This window comes from Streptomyces sp. URMC 129 (assembly GCF_051386415.1).
Lineage (GTDB): Bacteria > Actinomycetota > Actinomycetes > Streptomycetales > Streptomycetaceae > Streptomyces.
The window spans coordinates 12,528-31,338 of the sequence record NZ_JBPQTQ010000068.1; the positions used below are offsets into that span (position 1 = coordinate 12,528).

Annotated in this window: 15 protein-coding genes and 1 pseudogene; 4 read left to right on the forward strand and 12 right to left on the reverse strand. The window is 70.6% G+C overall.

Going from position 1 to position 18,811, the window contains the following annotated elements:
- Positions 1-253 precede the first annotated feature (253 nt).
- Positions 254-1,296 (reverse strand): annotated as a pseudogene (locus ACSNOC_RS15730) (IS30 family transposase).
- A gap of 801 nt (positions 1,297-2,097) precedes the next feature.
- Between ACSNOC_RS15730 and ACSNOC_RS15735 the strand changes: the two are divergent.
- Positions 2,098-5,238 (forward strand): NACHT domain-containing protein, encoded by a 3,141-nt coding sequence (locus ACSNOC_RS15735; RefSeq protein WP_436748057.1) that lies wholly within the window; start codon positions 2,098-2,100, stop codon positions 5,236-5,238.
- A 221-nt stretch (positions 5,239-5,459) separates the two neighbouring features.
- A complete protein-coding gene (locus ACSNOC_RS15740) occupies positions 5,460-5,696 on the forward strand; it encodes an NUDIX hydrolase (protein WP_436748058.1) in 237 nt (78 codons plus the stop codon).
- Between the two features lie 101 nt (positions 5,697-5,797).
- Here the strand turns inward: ACSNOC_RS15740 and ACSNOC_RS15745 are convergent, their stop codons facing one another.
- From ACSNOC_RS15745 to ACSNOC_RS15780, 8 genes are all read right to left on the reverse strand, one after another.
- Complete coding sequence (locus ACSNOC_RS15745; RefSeq protein ID WP_436748059.1) at positions 5,798-6,544, reverse strand: phosphotransferase family protein; 747 nt, start codon at positions 6,542-6,544, stop codon at positions 5,798-5,800.
- A 238-nt stretch (positions 6,545-6,782) separates the two neighbouring features.
- Positions 6,783-7,412 carry a recombinase family protein gene (locus tag ACSNOC_RS15750; RefSeq protein WP_436748060.1) on the reverse strand — a complete coding sequence of 210 codons (630 nt, stop codon included), beginning with the start codon at positions 7,410-7,412 and terminating at the stop codon, positions 6,783-6,785.
- A 534-nt stretch (positions 7,413-7,946) separates the two neighbouring features.
- Positions 7,947-8,972, reverse strand: a complete 1,026-nt coding sequence (locus tag ACSNOC_RS15755; RefSeq protein WP_436748061.1) for an acyl-CoA dehydrogenase family protein — start codon at positions 8,970-8,972, stop codon at positions 7,947-7,949.
- Entirely contained in the window at positions 8,969-10,087 is a 1,119-nt protein-coding gene (locus tag ACSNOC_RS15760) for an acyl-CoA dehydrogenase family protein (RefSeq protein ID WP_436748062.1), read from the reverse strand. The genes ACSNOC_RS15755 and ACSNOC_RS15760 overlap by 4 nt, the downstream gene beginning before the upstream one ends.
- A gap of 43 nt (positions 10,088-10,130) precedes the next feature.
- Complete coding sequence (locus ACSNOC_RS15765) at positions 10,131-10,913, reverse strand: enoyl-CoA hydratase/isomerase family protein (protein ID WP_436748063.1); 783 nt, start codon at positions 10,911-10,913, stop codon at positions 10,131-10,133.
- A 71-nt stretch (positions 10,914-10,984) separates the two neighbouring features.
- Positions 10,985-12,271 (reverse strand): CoA transferase, encoded by a 1,287-nt coding sequence (locus tag ACSNOC_RS15770; RefSeq protein ID WP_436748064.1) that lies wholly within the window; start codon positions 12,269-12,271, stop codon positions 10,985-10,987.
- Positions 12,268-13,062 carry a crotonase/enoyl-CoA hydratase family protein gene (locus tag ACSNOC_RS15775; RefSeq protein WP_436748065.1) on the reverse strand — a complete coding sequence of 265 codons (795 nt, stop codon included), beginning with the start codon at positions 13,060-13,062 and terminating at the stop codon, positions 12,268-12,270. Before ACSNOC_RS15775 ends, ACSNOC_RS15770 begins: the two co-directional genes overlap by 4 nt.
- Positions 13,063-13,117: 55 nt before the next feature.
- Positions 13,118-13,924 carry an enoyl-CoA hydratase/isomerase family protein gene (locus ACSNOC_RS15780; RefSeq protein ID WP_436748066.1) on the reverse strand — a complete coding sequence of 269 codons (807 nt, stop codon included), beginning with the start codon at positions 13,922-13,924 and terminating at the stop codon, positions 13,118-13,120.
- Positions 13,925-14,120: 196 nt separating this feature from the next.
- On the opposite strand from ACSNOC_RS15780, the gene ACSNOC_RS15785 reads away from it, so the two are divergent.
- Positions 14,121-15,074 (forward strand): LysR family transcriptional regulator, encoded by a 954-nt coding sequence (locus ACSNOC_RS15785; RefSeq protein WP_436748067.1) that lies wholly within the window; start codon positions 14,121-14,123, stop codon positions 15,072-15,074.
- Here the strand turns inward: ACSNOC_RS15785 and ACSNOC_RS15790 are convergent.
- From ACSNOC_RS15790 to ACSNOC_RS15800, 3 genes are all read right to left on the reverse strand, one after another.
- Positions 14,977-15,864 (reverse strand): LysR family transcriptional regulator, encoded by an 888-nt coding sequence (locus ACSNOC_RS15790; RefSeq protein ID WP_436748068.1) that lies wholly within the window; start codon positions 15,862-15,864, stop codon positions 14,977-14,979. The two genes, ACSNOC_RS15785 and ACSNOC_RS15790, sit on opposite strands and share 98 nt — an antisense overlap.
- 38 nt (positions 15,865-15,902) lie before the next feature.
- The gene (locus tag ACSNOC_RS15795; RefSeq protein ID WP_436748069.1) at positions 15,903-16,667 is read right to left on the reverse strand and encodes an SDR family NAD(P)-dependent oxidoreductase; all 765 of its coding nucleotides are present in this window, start codon (positions 16,665-16,667) and stop codon (positions 15,903-15,905) included.
- 103 nt (positions 16,668-16,770) lie between these two features.
- Positions 16,771-17,904, reverse strand: coding sequence for a thiolase family protein (locus tag ACSNOC_RS15800; RefSeq protein WP_436748070.1), 1,134 nt, complete (start codon positions 17,902-17,904; stop codon positions 16,771-16,773).
- 503 nt (positions 17,905-18,407) lie between these two features.
- Between ACSNOC_RS15800 and ACSNOC_RS15805 the strand changes: the two genes are divergently transcribed.
- On the forward strand, positions 18,408-18,811 hold a 404-nt coding region (locus ACSNOC_RS15805; protein WP_436748071.1), incomplete at its 3' end, for an ATP-binding cassette domain-containing protein.

The following is an 18,811-nucleotide window of genomic DNA, read 5'->3' on the forward strand; positions in this document are numbered from 1 at the left end:
CGCATGGTCACTCCTGCCTCACTCAGATACGGCGCCCCTCACGCCGCCGTGTGACCAGGTTCCGCTCTGCCTCCCTGCGCAGACAAGTACCCACAAAAAGGTGGGTACTGAGGGTGGTGGGCTCTCAACGCCGGGGCGTTCACGGAGGGGGCCTCGCGGCCGGGGACGGGGAGCACCGAACGCACCGCTCACCGGCCCGGCCTTCGGTGGAGGGATCCGCTGTAGGGGTCGTTGCAACTCCGCGGTGAGTTGATCAAGTCGCGAGCAGTTCAGACTGACGCTCGGCCGGGGTTTCCCAGCCGAGCGTCTTGCGTGGGCGGCCGTTGAGTTCGGCGGCGACCGCATCCAGGTGCTCGCGGGTGTGCCGGGATAGGTCGGTGCCCTTTGGAAAGTATTGCCGGAGCAGGCCGTTCGTGTTCTCGTTCGAGCCGCGCTACCAGGGACTGGCGGGGTTGCAGAAGTAGACCGGCATGTCCGCGGCGACGGAGAAGAGCTGGTGGCCTGCCATCTCGTTGCCCTGGTCCCAGGTCAGTGACCGTCGCAGATGGGGCGGAAGCTGGCTGATGGTAGCGGTGAGCGCTTGGTGGAAGTGCTCTGCCCGGTGCCCGTTGGGCAGGTGTACCAGCATGGTGAAGCGGGCCGTGCGCTCGACGAGTCTGCCGATGGCGGAACGGTGACCGGCGCCGACGATGCAGTCGCCTTCCCAGTGGCCGGGGACGGCACGGTCAGCCGCTTCGGCGGGCCGGTTGCCGATCATCACCATGGGGGCGGTGAACCGGGGCTGCCGCTTGCATGCCTGGCGGTCGGGACGCCTGCGGGTCCGTCCGGTCCGGAGGGCCTTGGTGAGTTCGCGGCGGAGTTCTCCACGGCCTTGGACGTAGAGGGCCTGGTAGATCGTCTCGTGCGCCACGCGCATCTCCGGATCGTCGGGGAAGTCCCGGCGGAGCTGGTGGGCTATCTGCTCCGGGCTCCAGCGCCGTTCCAGACGCTTTTGAATGTAGTCCCGCAGCCGCGGACACCGGCTGATCTTCCCGGCTTTGGGGCGAGGCCGGGGGGCATCGGCGCGGGACTGAGCCACGTAGGGCCGGTAAGTCCCCTCGGCGCCGCGCCAGAGCGCACCGTTTCGGCGTATCTCGCGGCTGATGGTCGAGGGACCGCGGCCCAGCTCGGCGGCGATCGTGCGGATGGATGCCTTCTCCCGCAGCCGGTCGGCGATGTGGATGCGCTCGTGTTCACCGAGGTACCGGCCGGTCGCAACGGGACGGTCGCCCGTTGCGAACGAACGGGCGGCTCGATCCTGCCGCTATTGAGCAGGCGGCCGTTGCGCCACCCGCGAGCGGTCCGCACGTGCACACCCACACGCTTGGCCGCCTCTGCACTGCTGCAGCCCTGTTGCACGAGCCGGAAGTATTCCTCCCGCTCGGCGTGGAGCTTCCTGCGCCCCTGCGGCCTACGGTCTTCCCGAGCTTCGAACGCCGTCGCATCCCCTGAACACCTCCAAGACAACGTGCCACTGTTGGCTTCGACTACACGTGATCTAGCGCGACTGGCCGATTTGCCTGCGCAGCTGCACCATGCAGCCACGAGCGTCCGCAGTGCCGCTGCCGCCCTGGCGGACGCCAAGTACTGATCGTCCAGCGTGTTGCGCTGCTGGGCATGCCGTGGCAGCACGCCCGTCTGCCCAGCAGCGTCACGGATGCTCAAGAGATCTCCGAACCGACGGGACACGTAGCCCTGACCATGATCACCGACGGGCTCTCCCCACCCCGGCGAGCGGCCAACAACACCCCCCTGACGTTGCCGCGCCACTGAGCCAGCCACCGCATGCCCGAAAGCAGCTTGAACACGTCTCCCGCACCCGGAACCACCTCCGTCACCGGCCGGCACGCTGCTGAGCAGCCGTGTCGGAGCCCGTCGCGTTCGGGCAACGCCTCGAACAAGCCCCGCAGACGCCGAGATCCCGTCCGATCAATCCGATCGGACGGGATCTCGTGAACCGCTCCCGGGCTCACTCGAGAACGGCCCTGATGTCCTGCAGATGGAGGAGAAATTCTATAGTGAGGAGTCCGGGCTGGCCTTGGGTGGGAGGGGTGCCGCATGGACGCTGCCGCGGCCGTTGGCCTTCGGCTCGGATCGACCGCCGTGGCGCCGCTGGTCAGGAAGCTGTTCCGGGCCGAGCAGCCGGGTGCGGGCCTGACCGCCGAGCCGGTGCGCATCGCCTCCATGGTCTCCTTCCGCGGCGAGAAGCGTTCCCTGACCCGGCGTGACCTGGAAAGACTGGCACGAGAGCTGGTCGACCGGGCGGTCCGCGCGGCGGGGCCGCACGACGTTCCCGACCCGGAGGAACACCTGGCCGTCGCGCTGGTGCTGGCCGGCACTCTCGCCCGCCTCGGGGACCTCGACATGGACGATGTGCAGGCCGTCCGGCTGGGTCCCGAGGGGCTGGCCAAGACACTGCACCCGCGCAGCCGGGGCGCGTTGTCGCGAGCCGGGGAGCTGTTCCATGACCGGCTGCTGCGGTTGGCGTGCCTGCACATCATCGACTTCTTCACGCGGCGTTCCACGTTCGTGGCCCGTACGTTGGTCGAGCAGTGCCGGCAGAGCCAGCAGGTGGTGGAGGCGCTGGACCTGCTGGTCGAGCGCTTACCGGCCAAACACACCGAGGATGCCGCATTCGAGGAGCGGTACCGCCGGCACCTGATCCAGCGGTACGGCCGGCTCACGATCTTCGGCCTCGACCTGGACGACGAGTGGCCGCTGGACGACGCCTATCTGAGCCTGGAGACGACTGACAGCGACGCCCGCTCGGCGAGTGCCCTCCCGGAGGGCGACCACCGGCAGCCGTCCAGCCCGCCACAGCGCGCGGAGCAGGCACTGGCAGGCATGGAACGGGTGCTGCTGCGCGGTGTCGCCGGGGCGGGGAAGACCACGCTCGTGCAGTGGCTGGCCGTCACGACGGCGGAACACCGGCCCGGCGAGAGTCTGGTTCACCTCTTCGGCCGCGTTCCGTTCGTCCTCCCGCTGCGCGCCCTGACGCGTGCCGGGGCCGAACTGCCGGTGCCCCGCGACTTCCTGAGCGCCGTGGGCTGTCCGCACACCCCACCCGCAGGCTGGGCCGAGCGGGTGCTGTCAGCGAAGCGCGCGCTGCTCCTGATCGACGGCATCGACGAGGTTCCCGAGCCGCAACGGGAGGGAACCCGCCGGTGGTTACGAGAACTTCTGCGGGAGTTCCCCGGCAACGTCTGTCTGGTCACCGGCCGGCCCTCCGCTGTCCGTGAGGACTGGCTTGCCGCCGACGGTTTCCGCGAGCTGTCGCTGTCGCCCATGAGCCGGGAGGACGTGGCCGCGTTCATCGACCGCTGGCACCGGGCCGCCGACGCGGGTCAGGAGCGGGCCGACGCGATGCTGGCGGCCGTGCGCAGCCGTCAGGACCTGGGCCGGCTGGCCACCAACCCCTTGATGTGCGGGATGCTCTGCGCCCTGCACCGGGCAAGCCACGGGTTCCTGCCGCGCGGCCGGGAAGAGCTGTACGAGGCGGCGTTGCGGATGCTGCTGGAGCGGCGCGACCGGCAGCGGAACATCGACCACGGCCCGCAACTGGACGCCCGGTCCCAGACCCTGCTCCTGGAACGGCTGGCCTACTGGCTCATCCGCAACGGGCACTCCCAGATGGAACGGGCCGACGCAATCGGCCTGATCGCACAAGCCCTGCCCGCCATGCACCGTGCCGCGGCGGCCAGTTCCCCCGAGGACGTCTACCGCCACCTGCTCGACCGTTCCGGGCTGCTGCGCGAGCCGAGCGACGGCATGGTCGACTTCGTGCACCGCACCTTCCAGGACTACCTCGGCGCCCGCGCGGCCGTCGAGAATCGCGACTTCCCGCTGCTGGTGCGCAACGCCCACCTGGACCAGTGGGAGGATGTCATCCGGATGGCCGTGGCGCATGGTCGGCCCGACGAACGCAAGCGGCTGCTGAGGCAGTTGGTGAAACGCGGCGACACCGTACGCAAGCACCGGGTCCGGCTGCACCTGCTCGCCATGGCCTGCCTGGAGCACGCCACCGAGCTGGACCCGGACGTGCGGCACGAGGTGGAACAGCGGGCCGCCGCACTGATCCCGCCCAGAACCCACGCCGAGGCCGAATCGCTGGCCACCGTCGGACACGTGGCGCTGGAACTGCTGCCCGGCCCCGAGGGGCTGGCCGACAATGAAGCCGAAGCAGTGGTGTACGCGGCCGGCCTGCTGGGCACCGACGCAGCGCTGCCCAAGCTCGCCGAATTCCGCGACCACCCTTCCATTCAGGTGAGCAGGTGGGTCGTGAACAGGTGGAGCACGTTCGACCCCGAACGGTTCGGCGCGGAGATCCTCTCCGGCCTTTCCCTCGACGGCGAGCCTCACCTCCGTGTGGCCACCCAGACCGAGCTGGCCGCCCTGCGCCAGCTGCCCACCCACCCCTACTTCGCGCTCTTCGGCGAGTTCACCTGCGAAGAGATCACCGAGGCGCTGAGAGGGAACCCGCTGAGGGAACTGTCACTCACCTGTACCCGACTTACGGACCTGGATTTCCTCCGGGAATTCCGCTCCCTGGGACGCCTGTCTCTGATCGACGGGCCCACGATCACCGATCTGTCCCCGCTGACGGACCTTCCCCTCCGCAAGGTGCTGCTGCGGAAGATGCCCAGGCTGCATGACCTCCGCTGTCTGAACAGCCTCCGCCGCCTCGGGGAGCTCTTCATCGGGGACGGCATGCCCCGGCTGAGCGTCGAGGCCCTGCCGACCGAGGCACCGCTCACCGATCTCGCCCTGACGTCGACAGCCGACCTCACCGGCATCGGCGTCTGGCCAGGGCTGGAAACGCTGAGGATCACCGACTCGGAGCACGTCCCCTCACACGAGAGCCTTATGGCCGTCGCCGCACTGCCAGCGCTGACCCGACTCGTGGCCGCACCTGGATTCCTGAGGGCGCTCCGGGAGAACCGCATCACCCTGCCCGGGGTGCACCACCTGCACCTCTTCGATACCGAGGAGGAGCAGAATCTGCGAGACGCCGCCGCCGTGCTGCCCGCGCTGCGGAGCCTGTACCTGACAGGGCAGGGCACAAAGGTCGAACTCGACGCGGCGCCGCTGAACGACCTCAAGGACCTGCGCTCGGTACGGGCCGAGGGCCGGGTACGCCTCGCGAACCCGGACCGCCTGCCGCAGGCGGTGGTTTCACAACCGCTGCCGTCCCGGTACTGAGCCTGCGGACCTCGAGTGGGACAGAGGCATCCTGCACAGGGCAGAGTTGCCGTCACTCCTTGAAGTCCTCCTGCGCGTGCGGTCCGCAACGAGCCGCTGCGCTGGAGAGCGGACTCCGGCGCCCCAGGACCGGTTCACGATGGGTAGGGGAAAGGTCCGCAGGGCTCTCCGGGCCGGGTCGTCACCTCCCCGGGGGATGCCGACGGCGGCCTACTCACGTCATGCCGACTGCTTCCGGGGCCTCTGTCCCGGCCCTGTTCTCCCGTATCAAGATCCGCACGGCCGCCCTGGTGTTCTGCCGGGACGACGTCGCTCTCATCCGCCGTGACCGCGACAGCGTGGCCCACTACAGCGTCCCCAGAGGGAACGTCGAACCGGGCGAGGACCTTGGCAGCGCCCTGCGCCGGGAACTGTGCGAAGAACTCGCCCCGGACGCGGAGCTGGCCGAGGGCCGGTGAACTGCTCTGGGTGGTCGATCAGATGGTTTCCCGCATGCGCCCCAGGGAATGGTGTGCTCGATGCGTCAGAACGCACACGTGGCAGTCGGGCCCGCGCGGCCTCACATCCGGGATCTCAGCACGTCGACCTCACAGCCCGGCGCGAAGGGGTCGAAGCCCTGCTCGATCAGCGAGCGAACCGCCAGCAGGCTTCGCAACGACGACCACGCGTGGATCGCTTCGAGGTCGATGTCGGTGCCGTAGTCGGCGATGACGTCGTCGAGGTGCTCCTCGTGTCCGAGTATGAAGGTGGCGAGGTCGTACAGGGCATCTCCCTGGCCCGCTTCGGACCAGTCGATGATGCCGGTGACCTCGTCGCCGTCGACGAAGACGTGAGCGATCTGCAGGTCGCCGTGCGTGAACGCCGGAGTCCACGGCCGCAGCGCGGCCTCGGCGACTTGGCGGTTGCGGGTGACCAGGTCGGCCGGCAGGACGCCGTTCGTCACGAGCAACTCGCACTCGTCGGCGAGCTCCTTCGTCAACTCGTCGATGCTCCGGCCAGCCCGGCCAGGCCAGGGCGGCAGCGGCGCGTCGTGCAGCTTCCGGATGGCGGCGCCCGCCGCGGCCCACGCCGCCGGCGACTCGATCGCCGGCCCGCCGAGGCGCCCAAGCGTCGTGCCCGGGAGTGCGGCGGTCGCGAGCACGGGCGGCTTGCGCCACAGGACCTCCGGGGTCGGAACCGGCGCGAGGGACATCGCCTCGACCTCGACGTCGATGCGCGTCTGATCGGCGTCCACCTTCAGGAACACGTCGCCGACGCGCAGAGTCGCGCGCTCGGCATGGGCGACGACGATCTCGACCTCATCCATGGGCGACCAGTATCCCCGGCCTGATCGCCGACGTCGCCGGGTTTATCGCTTGCGCTTACGCGGCTGACCGCGTCCCGCTACCCAGCGGCCTCGTGCACGACACCGACCTCTGACCAGGCCAAGCCCACCACCTCTGTCAGGAGTCCTTATCCGGCATAGAACCACGCCTCAGGAAAGCGTTGGAGCTCCGCAAACTCTCCCTCCACGAGCGGGCAGACAGGAGCGGTTGCTTCGACGTTTACTGGGATGACGGCACCAAGTACGCCCCAGACGACCGCGGACTCCCAGTCGGGTTTCTGAACGTGTCCGCCCACCCCCGGTGCCCGGCCGAGGCTCGGTGGGAATCCAAGCCGATCTTGACCCGGAGGGCGATGTCCTTGGCCTCGTCGCGGGCCCGCTCGGACAGGAAGGCGACAACGATGCGCCCGCCCCGCGAACTGTCCAGTCCCTCGGAAACGGACACCAGGCGCGAGCGGCGCCTGTCCAGCTCATCGAGGAGAGAGCCAACGGCGCCCATCCCCCGCCGGTCCAGACGGTCGGTCTTCCACACGGCCAGCGTCCTGGAGCGGCCGGCGAGCACCGCTTCCTTGGCCTTCTCGAACTCGTCCCTGCGCACATGAGCTTTGCTCGCACTGAGCTGTTCGAACCAGACGTGGCGGATTCCCAGGTCCTCGTCGCGGGCCCGGCGCACCACGTCCCGCGGGTGGGCCCGCAGCGTGGCCAGGTCCTCCCGCTTCTTGGACCGCCGGATGTACACGTCCAGCAACATTTCCGGGGCACCCGGCGCCGGGCGGTCCATTCCCAGCGCCACCAGTTCCTCGACGGTAAACCCCAACGCTGTCGAAGCAGCCCAGTCTTCCCGACCCATGAGCCCAAGCCTCCGCAGGAGCAGCGACTTCGCCCGCCCGGGAACCCCGGTTGATATCCCTTCGCTCCCCGGCGATCGAGATCCCCCGCCTGGGCCACGCGTAGGCACGGCCTGGCGTCGATCTCCGAGGGTGGCGGCAGAGTACGCCGCGCCCCCCGGATGGACGCGTCCCGGCCGCGCCGCGACGAACCAGCCGAAGACCGACCGCGGCTGAACACGGGCGTTCTCAGCCACCGCGCTGGGGACGGCGGTGGTCACCGGACTCGGCTCCGGACCGCCGCGGGCCGCCGCTTTCCGTTCGACAAGCTCGGTCGAACCGTCGCGGAATCAGGGCCCTCCGGCCGACTCACCCGCCGACAGGCCTCCGTGGGGCGGGAGACACGACGAACCGCTCACCGTCCCGAGCACCGTCCAGCCCATGGCCTGCTCCCCCTCGTCCACGAGAACCGCACGCTGTCGCGGCGGGTGAGCGCCACGATGGTTCCCCTCGTCCCCTCGCCCCGCCTCCACGAAGCCGGACCGGACGGCGCGGCCTCACCACCCCGTCGAGGTCAGCTCCGTCCAGACCGTTTCCTCACCCAGAGCCGCGGCCTGGCGGCCGAGGTGGCCGGACCAGGTGTGTTCGCCGGCGACGGCGTCGCGCCAGGCCCACAACCGGCGGGTGTAGCGGTGCAGGGGGTACTCGCGGGTGATGCCCATCGCGCCGTGGAGTTGGTGGGCCAGGCGCGCCACCTCCGTCGCCGCGGCCGCGGTGGTGATCCGCGCGACGGCGACAGCCGCGGCGGCCCGGTCGGGGCTGGTTGTGTCGTCGGCTTCTTCCCGGGCGTGGGCCAGCGCCGCTTCAGCCTGCAGGAGATGCACGCGCATGAGGGCGAGGCCGCCCGCGACCGCGGGAATCCGCAGCAGTGGAGCGCCGAACTGGTGGCGTTCCGAGACATAGGTCCTGGTCAGTCGGTGGGCGCCCCGGGCGGCGCCCACGACGGCGGTCGACCACAGCAGCGCGAGGCGTGCGCGGACCGTCTGGGCGTCGGGTGCCCCGGCGACGGGCACGGCGGGCGTACCGGCCAGTGTCACGGTGTCCCGCGGTTCCCCGGCCAGGTTCTCGCCGGCGCGGACGGTCACCGAGGGGTGGCGGAGATCGACGGCCAGCGTCGGGCTCCCCGGCGCGCAGAGCACCAGCCGGTCGGCGTGGCGGGCCCAGGGAACGGCACGCAGTTCGGCGGTGAGCGGCCCCGCCGTCGCGTCGACCGCCTCGGCGAGCAGCGCGATGGTGCTCAGTTCCTCCCCGAGGGGATGGGCGTGGCTGAGTGTCCAGTCGGCGACGGACGCCTCGACGACGGGCACGCCGACGCCGTGTGCGGCGAGGGCGTCGACCACCACGAGCAGGTCGTCGAGAGCGCCGCCCGCTCCGCCCCGCTCGTCCGGGATGCCGATCCGGGGCAGTTCGAGTTCGCGGAGGGTGTTCCACAGTTCGAGCGCCTCGGCACTGTCGGCGGCGTCCTCGCGCACGGTGACCAGGTCGTCGATCAGCGTCCGCAGCTCGGTGGCGAACTGGCTCATGCCTGCGTCTCCTGCCGGGCGATCAGGGACAGCAGCACCTCGGCAGCGCCGCCGCGCAGCCCGAAGCCGGGCGAGGCGAGCAGGGCCTGTCCGAACGCGCTGCCGGGGGTGGGGTCCTGGCACAGGTCGGTGTGCCTCATGGCCTCGATGACATCGCGCTCGAAGGCGTTGCCGAGGTACTTCAGCGCCGCGGCCTGCTGAACGGGGGCCTGGCCGGCGTCCATGGCCCGGGCCACGTCCCAGCACAGCCGGCGCAGCACAGCCAAGCGGGCGATCAGTGAGCCGAGGAGGGTTCGCAGCTCGGGGCGGTCCTGTTCGGCCGTGTGCGCGATCAGCGCGGTGAGCACGGGGTAGCTCGACAAGGCCCGCTCCGCGCCGCCTCGCTCGAAGGCGAGCTGCTCGACGACCTGCCGCCAGCCGTTGCCCACCTCGCCGACCACCCGGCGCGCGGGCACGAAGACGTCCTCGAAGCGCATCTCGTTGAAGTGGTGCTCGCCGGTGAGGTCGGCGATCGGTGTCACGGAGACGCCGTCGGCGTCCATGTCGAGGATGAACTCGGTGAGCCCGTCGTGCTTGCGCGCGCCGCGCGCGGTCCGGGCGAGCACGTAGGCGTGTGTTGCCCGGTGGGCGTGGCTGGTCCAGATCTTGTGGCCGGTGATCAGCCAGCCGCCGTCGACCGGCTTGGCCGAGGTACGGACCGCGGCGAGGTCCGAGCCCGCCTCGGGTTCGCTCATGCCGAGGCAGAAGACGGCCTCGGCCGAGGCGATCCGGGGCAGGATCTCCTCCCGCAGCTCCCGCGTGCCGTGCCGCAGGATCGCCGGCCCGATCTGCCGGTCACCGATCCAGTGCGCCGCCACCGGCGCCCCGGCGCGCAGCAGTTCCTCGGTGACGGCCAGCCGCTCGACGTTGGTGCGTCCGGCCCCGCCGAACTCTTCCGGGTAGGTCATGGCGATCAGTCCGCGAGCGGCGAGTTCCTTGCTGAACTCCAGGTCGAAGGAGCGCAGCCACGCGTCGCTGCGGGGGATGTAGCGTCCGGCGGAGCGCCACTCCGCCGTGAGCTGTCGTACGTCGTCACGGAGCGCGGCGTGGGGGCCGGATCTCTGGGAACGGTCCACGGTGACCTCACAGATGGTGGTGTGCGGGCGGGGAGCCCTGCTGTCAGTGGCCGGTGAAGACTCCCGGACGTTTCTCCCGGAAGGCGGCGAACGCCTCCCGCGAGTCCTCGGTCGTGCTGATCACCGCCAAGTGGGAGGAGATGAGGTCGAGTGCGGTGCGCAGGTCGTGCCGGGCGCCCTGCCGCACGGCGCGCTTGATGGTCTGGACGGCGACCGGCGGGCGCCGGGCCAGCCGGGCGGCGTACGCGTACACCGCGTCCATCAGGTCCCCGTCGTCGTGCACCTCGTCGACGAGGCCGATGCGCAGCGCCTCGTCGGCGTCCACGAAGTCCCCGGTCCACAGCAGTCGTAGCGCGGTCGAGGTGCCGACGGCACGGGGCAGCAGCCAGCAGCCGCCGTCGCCCGGGACGAGCCCGACCGTGATGTAGCCCTCGGAGAAGCGGGCGCTGCGGTCGGCGAACCGCAGGTCGCACAGCAGCGCCATGTCCATCCCCGCGCCCACGGCGGGTCCGGCGACGGCGGCGATCACCGGCTTGTCGACCTCCTCCAGGGTGAGAGCGACCCGGTGCACACGCTTGGCCAACAGTTCCTTCTCCGCCAGCGGGGACCGCTGCTCGCCCCTGAACTCCGAGAGGTCCACCCCGGAGCAGAACGAGCCGCCCGCTCCGGTGACGACGATCACGCGCACGTCCGGGTCGCGCTGGGCCCGCGTCAGCGCGTCCGCCCAGGCGTCGACCATGGCCAGGGTGAAGGCGTTCCTGCGCTCCGGCCGGTTCAGCAGGATGGTCGCGATGTGGTCGTGTACCGCGTACTCCAGATCGGCCACGGGTCTTCCTTTCTCGCCCGGGGCGCGGACGCCCGGCGCGACCGGATGGGGGCGGGTCGTGGTCATGGCCATCACCGCCGGATGACTCCGAGGCCGCGCAGTTCACGCACCTCCGCCTCGGACAACCCGAGTTCGGCCCGCAGGACCTCCTCGGTGTGCTGACCCACCTGGGGTGACGCCTTCGGCGGCGACTGCCGCCCGTCCATGACCACCGGCGAACCGGGCGCCAGATGCGTACCTACTCCGGGCTGGTCCAGCTCCCTCAGCAAGGGGTTCGAGCGCAGCGTCCCGGCGCCGTCGGCGACGAGGTCGGCGAACGTCCGGTACCGCGACCACAGCACCCGGGCGGGGCTCAGCGCCGCCTCCGCCTCCGCGAAAGTGTGCCTCCCGAACCACTCCGCCAGCAGTCCGCCGAGCACCGCGCGGTGCCGGTAGCGTTCGTCGTCGTCGTCGAAGTCGACGCCCAGCGCGGTGCCCAGCGCCGAGACCGCCCCGGTGAGGCCGGTCGCCGCCAGCAGGTCGCGCCAGTGCCGGAGCGTGAGGACGACGATCATCAGCCGTTCCCCGTCCGCCGTCCCGAAGTCCCGCCCGAAGGTGCCGTAGAGGTGATTGCCGTCGCGCCGGCGCGGGGTGGTGAGCTGTGCCTCCGCGAGATACCCGAGACTTCCCGCGATCGCGATCGCGACATCCTCCAGCGCGATCCGTACCTGCTGTCCCTCACCGGTGAGGAGCCGGTGGCGTTCGGCGGCCAGCAGCCCGGCCGTCAGATAGAGCCCCGCCGCCACATCCCAGGCCGGCAGCACGTTGTTGACCGGCTGCGTCGAGTCCTGCGCACCGGTCAGCCACGCGAACCCGGTCGTCGCCTGGACCGTGTAGTCCACCGCGGTCGCCCCGTCACGACGACCGGTGAGCTGCACGTGGACGAGGTCGGGCCGGCGAATGCGCAGCACCTCGTACGTCAGATCGGGGTACCGCTCGGAGTTGCTGATCACGATCCCGCCGCGCGGTCCTCCGCCGACGATCAGGTCCGCCACCAGGTCGCGGCCACGCTTGGACGCAAGGTCCACCTCGACGGCCCGTTTGCCCTTGTTCATCCCTGACCAGAGCAGACTCGTGCCGCTCCGGGCCCGCGGCCAGCGGGTGCGGTCCTGGGCACCGCCGAGCGGCTCGACGCGGATCACGTCGGCGCCGAGCTGGGCCAGCGTCATACCGCTCAGGGGGGAGGCGACGTAGCTCGACAGTTCGATGATCCGCATGCCGTGCAACGGCTGTGACGCGTCGAGCGACGCCGCCTCGGACCGCCGCGCCGAGCCGTCCGGCCGACCGGTGGTCGTGGCGTTCCTGGTGCGCCCGCTCATCGTGCCCGCCAGTTCGGCCGGCGCTTCTCGGCGAAGGCCCGGGCGCCTTCCTTGGCGTCCTCGGAGGCGAGGACGGGCTCGACGATGTCCCGCTGGCGGACGAATCGCTCCTGCTCCGGCCACTGCTGGTGTTCACGGATGACGCGCTTGCCGGCCAGGACGGCGAGAGGGCCGTTGGCGGCGATCCGGGCGCCGAGTTCCAGCGCTCCGTCCAGGGCGCCGCCCTCCGCGGTGAGGCTGTTGACCAGGCCCACCTGGTAAGCGCGCTCCGCGGACAGCATGTCCCCGGTGAGGGCCAGTTCCATCGCGATCTGCTCGGGTACGCGGTGCGGCAGGCGCAGCAGTCCGCCTCCCGCGGCGACCAGACCGCGCTTCACCTCGGGAATCCCGAATCTGGCGGAGCGTGCGGCGACGACGAGGTCACAGGCCAGGACGATCTCGCAGCCGCCTGCCAGCGCGTAGCCCTCCACCGCGGCGATCAGCGGCTTCTTGGGTGGGGCCTCGGTCACGCCGGCGAATCCCCGGCCCTCGATGCTGGGCCGTTCGCCGCGCAGGAATCCCTTGAGGTCCATGCCCGCGCAGAACGTGCCACCGGCGCCGGTGATGACGCCGACCAACAGGTCGGCCCGGTGGTCGAGTTCGTCGAGCGCGGTCGCGATACGTTCCGCCACCGCCCTGGTGACGGCGTTCTTCGCACGGGGCCGGTTGATCGTGATCACCATGATCCCGGGCCGGTAGCCGACCAGCACCTCGTCGTCGGTGCCGGCTTCCTTCACATCGGTTGTCGTCATCGGTACATTCCTCACTGGCGAATCGCCGGCGTCGCGCTATCGGACCTCGTCGACATCACAGCAGCCATTTCCCCGCGAACTCCGGCTCGGTCCTGTTCAGGAAGGCTTGCTTGGCGACGGGGGCATCGGTGGCGTAATTGACCGCCTGCGCGCGTGCCTCGCTTTCCAGCGCTTCCCTCAGCGGCCGGGTGACCGCCTCGTTGAGCAGAAGTTTCGACTGCGCCATCGCGATGGGCGGGCCTTCCGCCAGGCGAGCCGCGATGTCCTCGACGAAGTCGTGGATCTCCTCCGGTGATTTCACCCACGTGACGAGGCCGAGTCCCAGGGCCTCCTCGGCATCGACGAATTCCGCCAGCAGGGCGAGGCGCTTCGCCTGCTGCAATCCGACGAATCGGGGCAGGAGCCAGGAGCCGCCGAAATCCAGGGAGAGGCCCCGGCGGGCGAAGATCTGGGAGAAACGCGCGGTCGTCGACGCCACCACGAGATCGCAGCCGAGCGCCAGATTCCAGCCGGCACCGACGGCGACACCTTCCACCTTCGCGACGACGGGCTTCGGCATGTCGTGCAGCGCCAGAACGATGTCGGCGTACCAGCGCATGCGGTGCAGCGGGTGCCTTTCCGCCCGCACTCCCTTCAGATCGGCGCCCGCGCAGAAGTCACCTCCTGCCCCGGCGATGACCACCACCCGCACGCCCTCGTCCTCGCGTGCGTTCCGCAGCGCGTGCTCCAGCCGCGACCATGCCTCCGGGTCCATCGCGTTCTTGCGGTGAGGGCGGTTGAGCGTCAGGGTGAGCACAGAGCCCTTGCGCGTGACGAGCACCGACTCGTCGCCATCCGTTGTTTCCGTTGTCACGATGGGCACTCACAATCCTCGGGATCACCGGCCGGCCGACGCGCGTGCTGCTTTCGCGTCCGCTCCGGCCACCCGAGTGCATCACCGCCCACCGGCGGCGCACAAAGACCCAGCTGCGCACGGACCTATTCCCGCAACCTATGTCCGCAGGTCAGAGCGGCCCACGCGCGGCACCAACCGGCTGGAGGTGGCCTAGCATGCTGCTGTGGATCTCCGCCTCGTCGAGTACTTCGTCAGCGTCGTCGATCATGGGAGCGTGACGCGGGCCGCGCAGGCGCTCTACATCTCACAGCCGTCGCTGTCCCAGGCCATCCGCCACCTGGAGCGGCAGCTCGATGTCCAGCTGTTCGACCGCTCGGGCAGGCAGCTCACCCTGACCGCCGACGGAGAGTCGTTCGTCGGACCGGCGAGACGGATACTGGCCGATCTCGACCACGCCCGGGAGAAGGTGCGCTCGGTCAGGGAGCTGGTCACCGGGCGCCTGGAGATCTCCGCCCTGTCGACCCTGGCCGTCGATCCCCTCCCGGAGATGACCAGCAGGTTCCAGCGGCGTCATCCCGGCGTCCTGGTGAGCGTGCTCGATCCCGGCAGCTCGGCCGGTGTCGTCGGTCAGGTCCGCCGGGGGCAGACGGAGCTGGGCCTGACGGAACTGCCGCTCGCCGACGACGCGCTGCGGACCCGGGAGCTGTGGTCGCAGGACATCGTCATCGTGCTGCCTCCCGCCCTGGCGGCCGGGCTGCCCGATCCGGTGCCGCTCGACGCCGTCGCCGGGATCCCGCTGGTCCTGGAGTTCTCGGACATCCACGGCGGAGCCCGCGTCCACGACGCGCTGGACCGGGCGATCGGCCATGTCGCCGTCGAATGCGCTCACCGGCAAGCCGTCTGGGAGCTGGTCAGGCACGGCGCGGGCGCCACGTTCCTTCCCCGGCGCATCGCCGAGAGCGAGGTCAGCGGTGTGGTCGTGCGCTCGACCACACCGCTGATCCGGCGCTCTGTGGGCTTCGTGTTCCGCCCGGGCCCCCTGTCTCCGGCGGCCGAGGCGTTCATGGGCGTCGCCGAGGTCATGCGCGCGGAGCGCGCGAACGAGCCAGCTCCACAAAGGCCCGACCCGCCGACGACAGCGTCGAAGCGTCGTACACCAGGCCGTACGCGCGGCTGATCCGAGGCGTCACGGCACGCACCACCGCCCCCCGGGCCGCCGCCGCCTCGGCTGTCGACCGCTCCATGAAACTGCCGCCCACTCCGGCGAGGACGAAGGGCAACCGCGCCTCGCGGTGCTGCACGACGACCGCGGTCCGCAGCACCCGGCCGGCCTCCCCGACGGTGCGCTCGACCTCGTCCGTCTGCGGGAAACCCCGCGGCGCGACGACCTGGGGCAGGTCCGGGAGCGCGGACAGGGGCAGCGGGTCTTCCGGTGGTGCCGGCGAGCCCGGAGGCAGAACGAGCCACCACTCCTGCGTCCCCAGCTCGCAGACCTCCAGGCCGGCGCTGTCCGGGGTCGGCAGGTGGCATGCGACGATCTCGCAGTGGCCATCCCTGACCAGCGAGACACCGATCGCCTCGTCGCGCAGATCACCGATGCGGACGGACACCTGGGGGAACTCCTGCCGGAAGGCACCGACGAGTCGTGCCACCGGATCCACCGACAGGGCGGGCATGGCGACGATGTCCAGCCGGCCACGCGGCCGGCCGGCCGCGTCGACCCATGTGCCTTCGGCGGCGACGACATCCCGGAGAATCCGGCGCGCGGGCCCCACCAGGCTGTGACCGGCCGAGGTCAGCACCATGCCGCGGCCGATCCGGTGGAACAGCGGGACACCCAGCTCGCGTTCCAGGGCCCTGACGGCATGGGACACCGTGGGCTGGGCGAGATCGAGCGCGGTCGCCGCCGCGTTGATGCCCTTGTGGTCGACGACCGCGAGAAAGTACTCGATCTGGTGCAGATCCACGGGCCCACTCTAAGGTGTCGGTCGCGCTCCGGCGCCGGTCAGCGCGGTGCCATCCGTATGGCGCCGTCGAGCCGGATGGTCTCCCCGTTGAGGTAGCCGTTCTCCAGGATGTGGCCGGCCAGGCGCGCGAACTCGTCCGTGCGGCCGAGCCGGGCGGGGTTGGGTACGGCAGCCGCCAGGGAGGTCCGGACGTCCTCGCGCAGGCGGGCCAGCAGCGGGGTGTCCATGATCCCGGGGGCGATGGTGCACACCCTGATCGACTTGCTCGCCAGGTCGCGTGCGGCGGTGAGGGTCATCCCCACGATGCCTGCCTTCGACGCGGTGTAGGGGATCTGACCGATCTGCCCCTCGTAGGCGGCGACCGACGCGGTGAGCACGATGGCGCCGCGCTCGCCGTCGGTCTCCTCGTGGCCGGCCATGCGGGCCGCGCCGAGCCGCAGCGCGTTGAAGGAGCCGGTCAGGTTGAGCTTGATCACCCACTCGAAGTCCTCCGCGGACCCCGGGTTGCCCTCCTTGTCGAGCAGCCTGACCTTCCGGCTGGCACCGGCGCAGTGGACGAGGCCACGGAGCGGGCCGTGCGCGTCGGCCGCGTCGAGCGCCGCGGCGAACTGCTCGGCGTCGGTGACGTCGGCCGCGACGAACCGGACGGCCGGACCGAGCTCCGCGGCGACGGCCGCACCGCTGGACGTGGGCAGGTCGATGACGGTGACCCTGCCGCCCGCGGCGACCAGCCGCCGGGCCGTGGCCAGCCCGAGCCCGGAGGCGCCTCCGGTGACGGCGGTGGACAGTCCTTCCAAACGCATGCGTGTGTCCTGCCTTTCTCTGTGCGGATCCGCACCCGTCATTCGTCGGAGCGGGTCGGCCCGGGGCGTGTGGCCCGGCGGGCCGCCGCCGAAGGTGATGGCTTCAGAGCAGTTCGAGGACGGTCGCGTTGGCCAGGCCGCCCGCTTCGCACATCGTCTGCAGGCCGTAGCGAATGCCCTGGTCCTTCATGTGGTGCACGAGACGTGTCATCAGGATGGCGCCCGAACCGCCGAGAGGATGCCCCACCGCGATCGCCCCGCCCAGCGGGTTGAGCCGGTCATCGGCTCCCCCGGTCTCCGCCTGCCATGCCAGCGGCACCGGCGCGAACGCCTCGTTGACCTCGAACACGCCGATGTCGCTCATCCCCAGCCCGGCCTTCTTCAGTGCCTTCGCCGTCGCCGCGATCGGCGCGGTGAGCATGATGACCGGGTCGTCCCCGGCCAGCACGGCCGTGTGGATCCGGGCCATGGGCCGCAGACCTCGTGCCCGGGCGTACTCGCCCGACGTGATGAGCAGGGCACCGGAGCCGTCCGATATCTGGGACGCGTTGCCCGCGGTGATCACACCGTCCTCGCGGAAGGCGGTGTTCAACCCGGCGAGCGTCTCCACCGACGAACCCCGCCGGATGCCCTCATCGGTCCGCAGCACGCCGTCGACCGGGGCGAGCTGGCCGTCGAGGGCACCGGAGTCCACGGCAGTCGCCGCCCGGGCGTGTGACCGCGCGGCGTACTCGTCCAGTCGCCGCCGGGAGAAGCCCCACCGTTCGGCGATCATCTCCGCGCCGATCCCCTGGTTGAATCCGTCCACGCCGTAGCGCTCCAGGACATGTCCGGGAACGGGGTGTCCGTCCCGCGCCGCCGACCCCATGGGCACACGGCTCATGGACTCGACGCCGCCGGCGATCGCGATGTCGTAGTGCCCGGCGATCACCCCCGCGGCCGCGAAGTGAACCGCCTGCTGGCTGGAGCCGCACCGACGGTCGACCGTCGTGCCCGGTACGGACTCCGGCCAACCCGCGGCCAGCACGGCCACCCGTCCGACGTTTCCCGCCTGGTCACCGACCTGGCTGACGCATCCCCATACGACGTCGTCGATCTCGGCGGGTTCCACCCCGTTGCGGGCGACGAGGGCCTTCAGCACGTGGGCGGAGAGATCCGCGGGGTGAATACCGACGAGCGAGCCATTGCGTTTGCCCACGGGCGTGCGGACCGCATCGACGATGACCGCGTCCCTCATATGCCTTCTCCTTCTGGAACTTCATCAGTTGACCGAGGCAGCCACGTACGACCGTGTTGCTTGCGGTGTTTCGCCGTTCCTCTGGCAGGGCGCGATCGGGCGCGGCGACGGAATACGCGACGACAGTTACACGGACTCGTCATGTCGCTCCCCCATTCAACGGGGGATGGATCGGAGCGGTCAAAGACACGTTTCCGGTCGCACCGTTAGCCGTTGCCTATGGAACACCCGGCCGAATCACTTCCCGGCGAATTTTGTCGGAATTATTGACGGGACTTTCCTGACGGGCCTACTTTGCCAGCCACTCATCGAGAAGGGCTTCTTCTGCCCAGCTCTTCTCCGGATGCCGCGTACGTCGATGTGCGCACACAGGAGGTGCCCATGCCGAAAATCACCTGGCTTGCCGCCAGATCCGCTCCCCGGTGGCCAGCCACCTCACATGCGACCTGCCCGGCTTTCCACCACGTTCCGTCCCGGCCGCCGCGTCCGAGAGGAGTCGGCCGATGACGGCTGATGTGTTGCGGGTGCGAGGGCTGTGCGTGGAGTACGGCCCGGTGCGTGCGCTGTCCGACGTGTCGGTGGACGTGCCCGGGGGTGCGGTGACCGCTGTGCTGGGAGCGAACGGCGCGGGGAAGTCGACCTTGCTGCGGGCTGTTTCGGGCACTCTGCGTTTCCACGGCGGCCGGGTCGCCGGGGGGAGCGTCACGTTCGGGGAGAAGCGGCTGCACGGCGCTGCGGCGGCCCGGATCGTGGCGGCGGGTGTGGTGCAGGTGCCCGAGGGACGGCGGGTGTTCGCGCGGATGACGGTGGCGGACAACCTCCGGGCCGGGGCGATGGGTGCGCGGGGATCTCCCGTACCGTCCGCGCGATCCGCGCGGTCATCTGCGGCGACAGGCCCAGCGACGGC

What these genes read in the sequence shown, in the direction of transcription:
- ACSNOC_RS15735 (WP_436748057.1), top strand. Translation starts at nt 2,098, where the DNA reads ATGGACGCTGCCGCGGCCGTTGGCCTTCGGCTCGGATCGACCGCCGTG.
- ACSNOC_RS15740 (WP_436748058.1), top strand. Translation starts at nt 5,460, where the DNA reads ATGCCGACTGCTTCCGGGGCCTCTGTCCCGGCCCTGTTCTCCCGTATC.
- ACSNOC_RS15745 (WP_436748059.1), bottom strand. Translation starts at nt 6,544, where the DNA reads ATGGATGAGGTCGAGATCGTCGTCGCCCATGCCGAGCGCGCGACTCTG.
- ACSNOC_RS15750 (WP_436748060.1), bottom strand. Translation starts at nt 7,412, where the DNA reads ATGGGTCGGGAAGACTGGGCTGCTTCGACAGCGTTGGGGTTTACCGTC.
- ACSNOC_RS15755 (WP_436748061.1), bottom strand. Translation starts at nt 8,972, where the DNA reads ATGAGCCAGTTCGCCACCGAGCTGCGGACGCTGATCGACGACCTGGTC.
- ACSNOC_RS15770 (WP_436748064.1), bottom strand. Translation starts at nt 12,271, where the DNA reads ATGAGCGGGCGCACCAGGAACGCCACGACCACCGGTCGGCCGGACGGC.
- ACSNOC_RS15775 (WP_436748065.1), bottom strand. Translation starts at nt 13,062, where the DNA reads ATGACGACAACCGATGTGAAGGAAGCCGGCACCGACGACGAGGTGCTG.
- ACSNOC_RS15795 (WP_436748069.1), bottom strand. Translation starts at nt 16,667, where the DNA reads ATGCGTTTGGAAGGACTGTCCACCGCCGTCACCGGAGGCGCCTCCGGG.
- ACSNOC_RS15800 (WP_436748070.1), bottom strand. Translation starts at nt 17,904, where the DNA reads ATGAGGGACGCGGTCATCGTCGATGCGGTCCGCACGCCCGTGGGCAAA.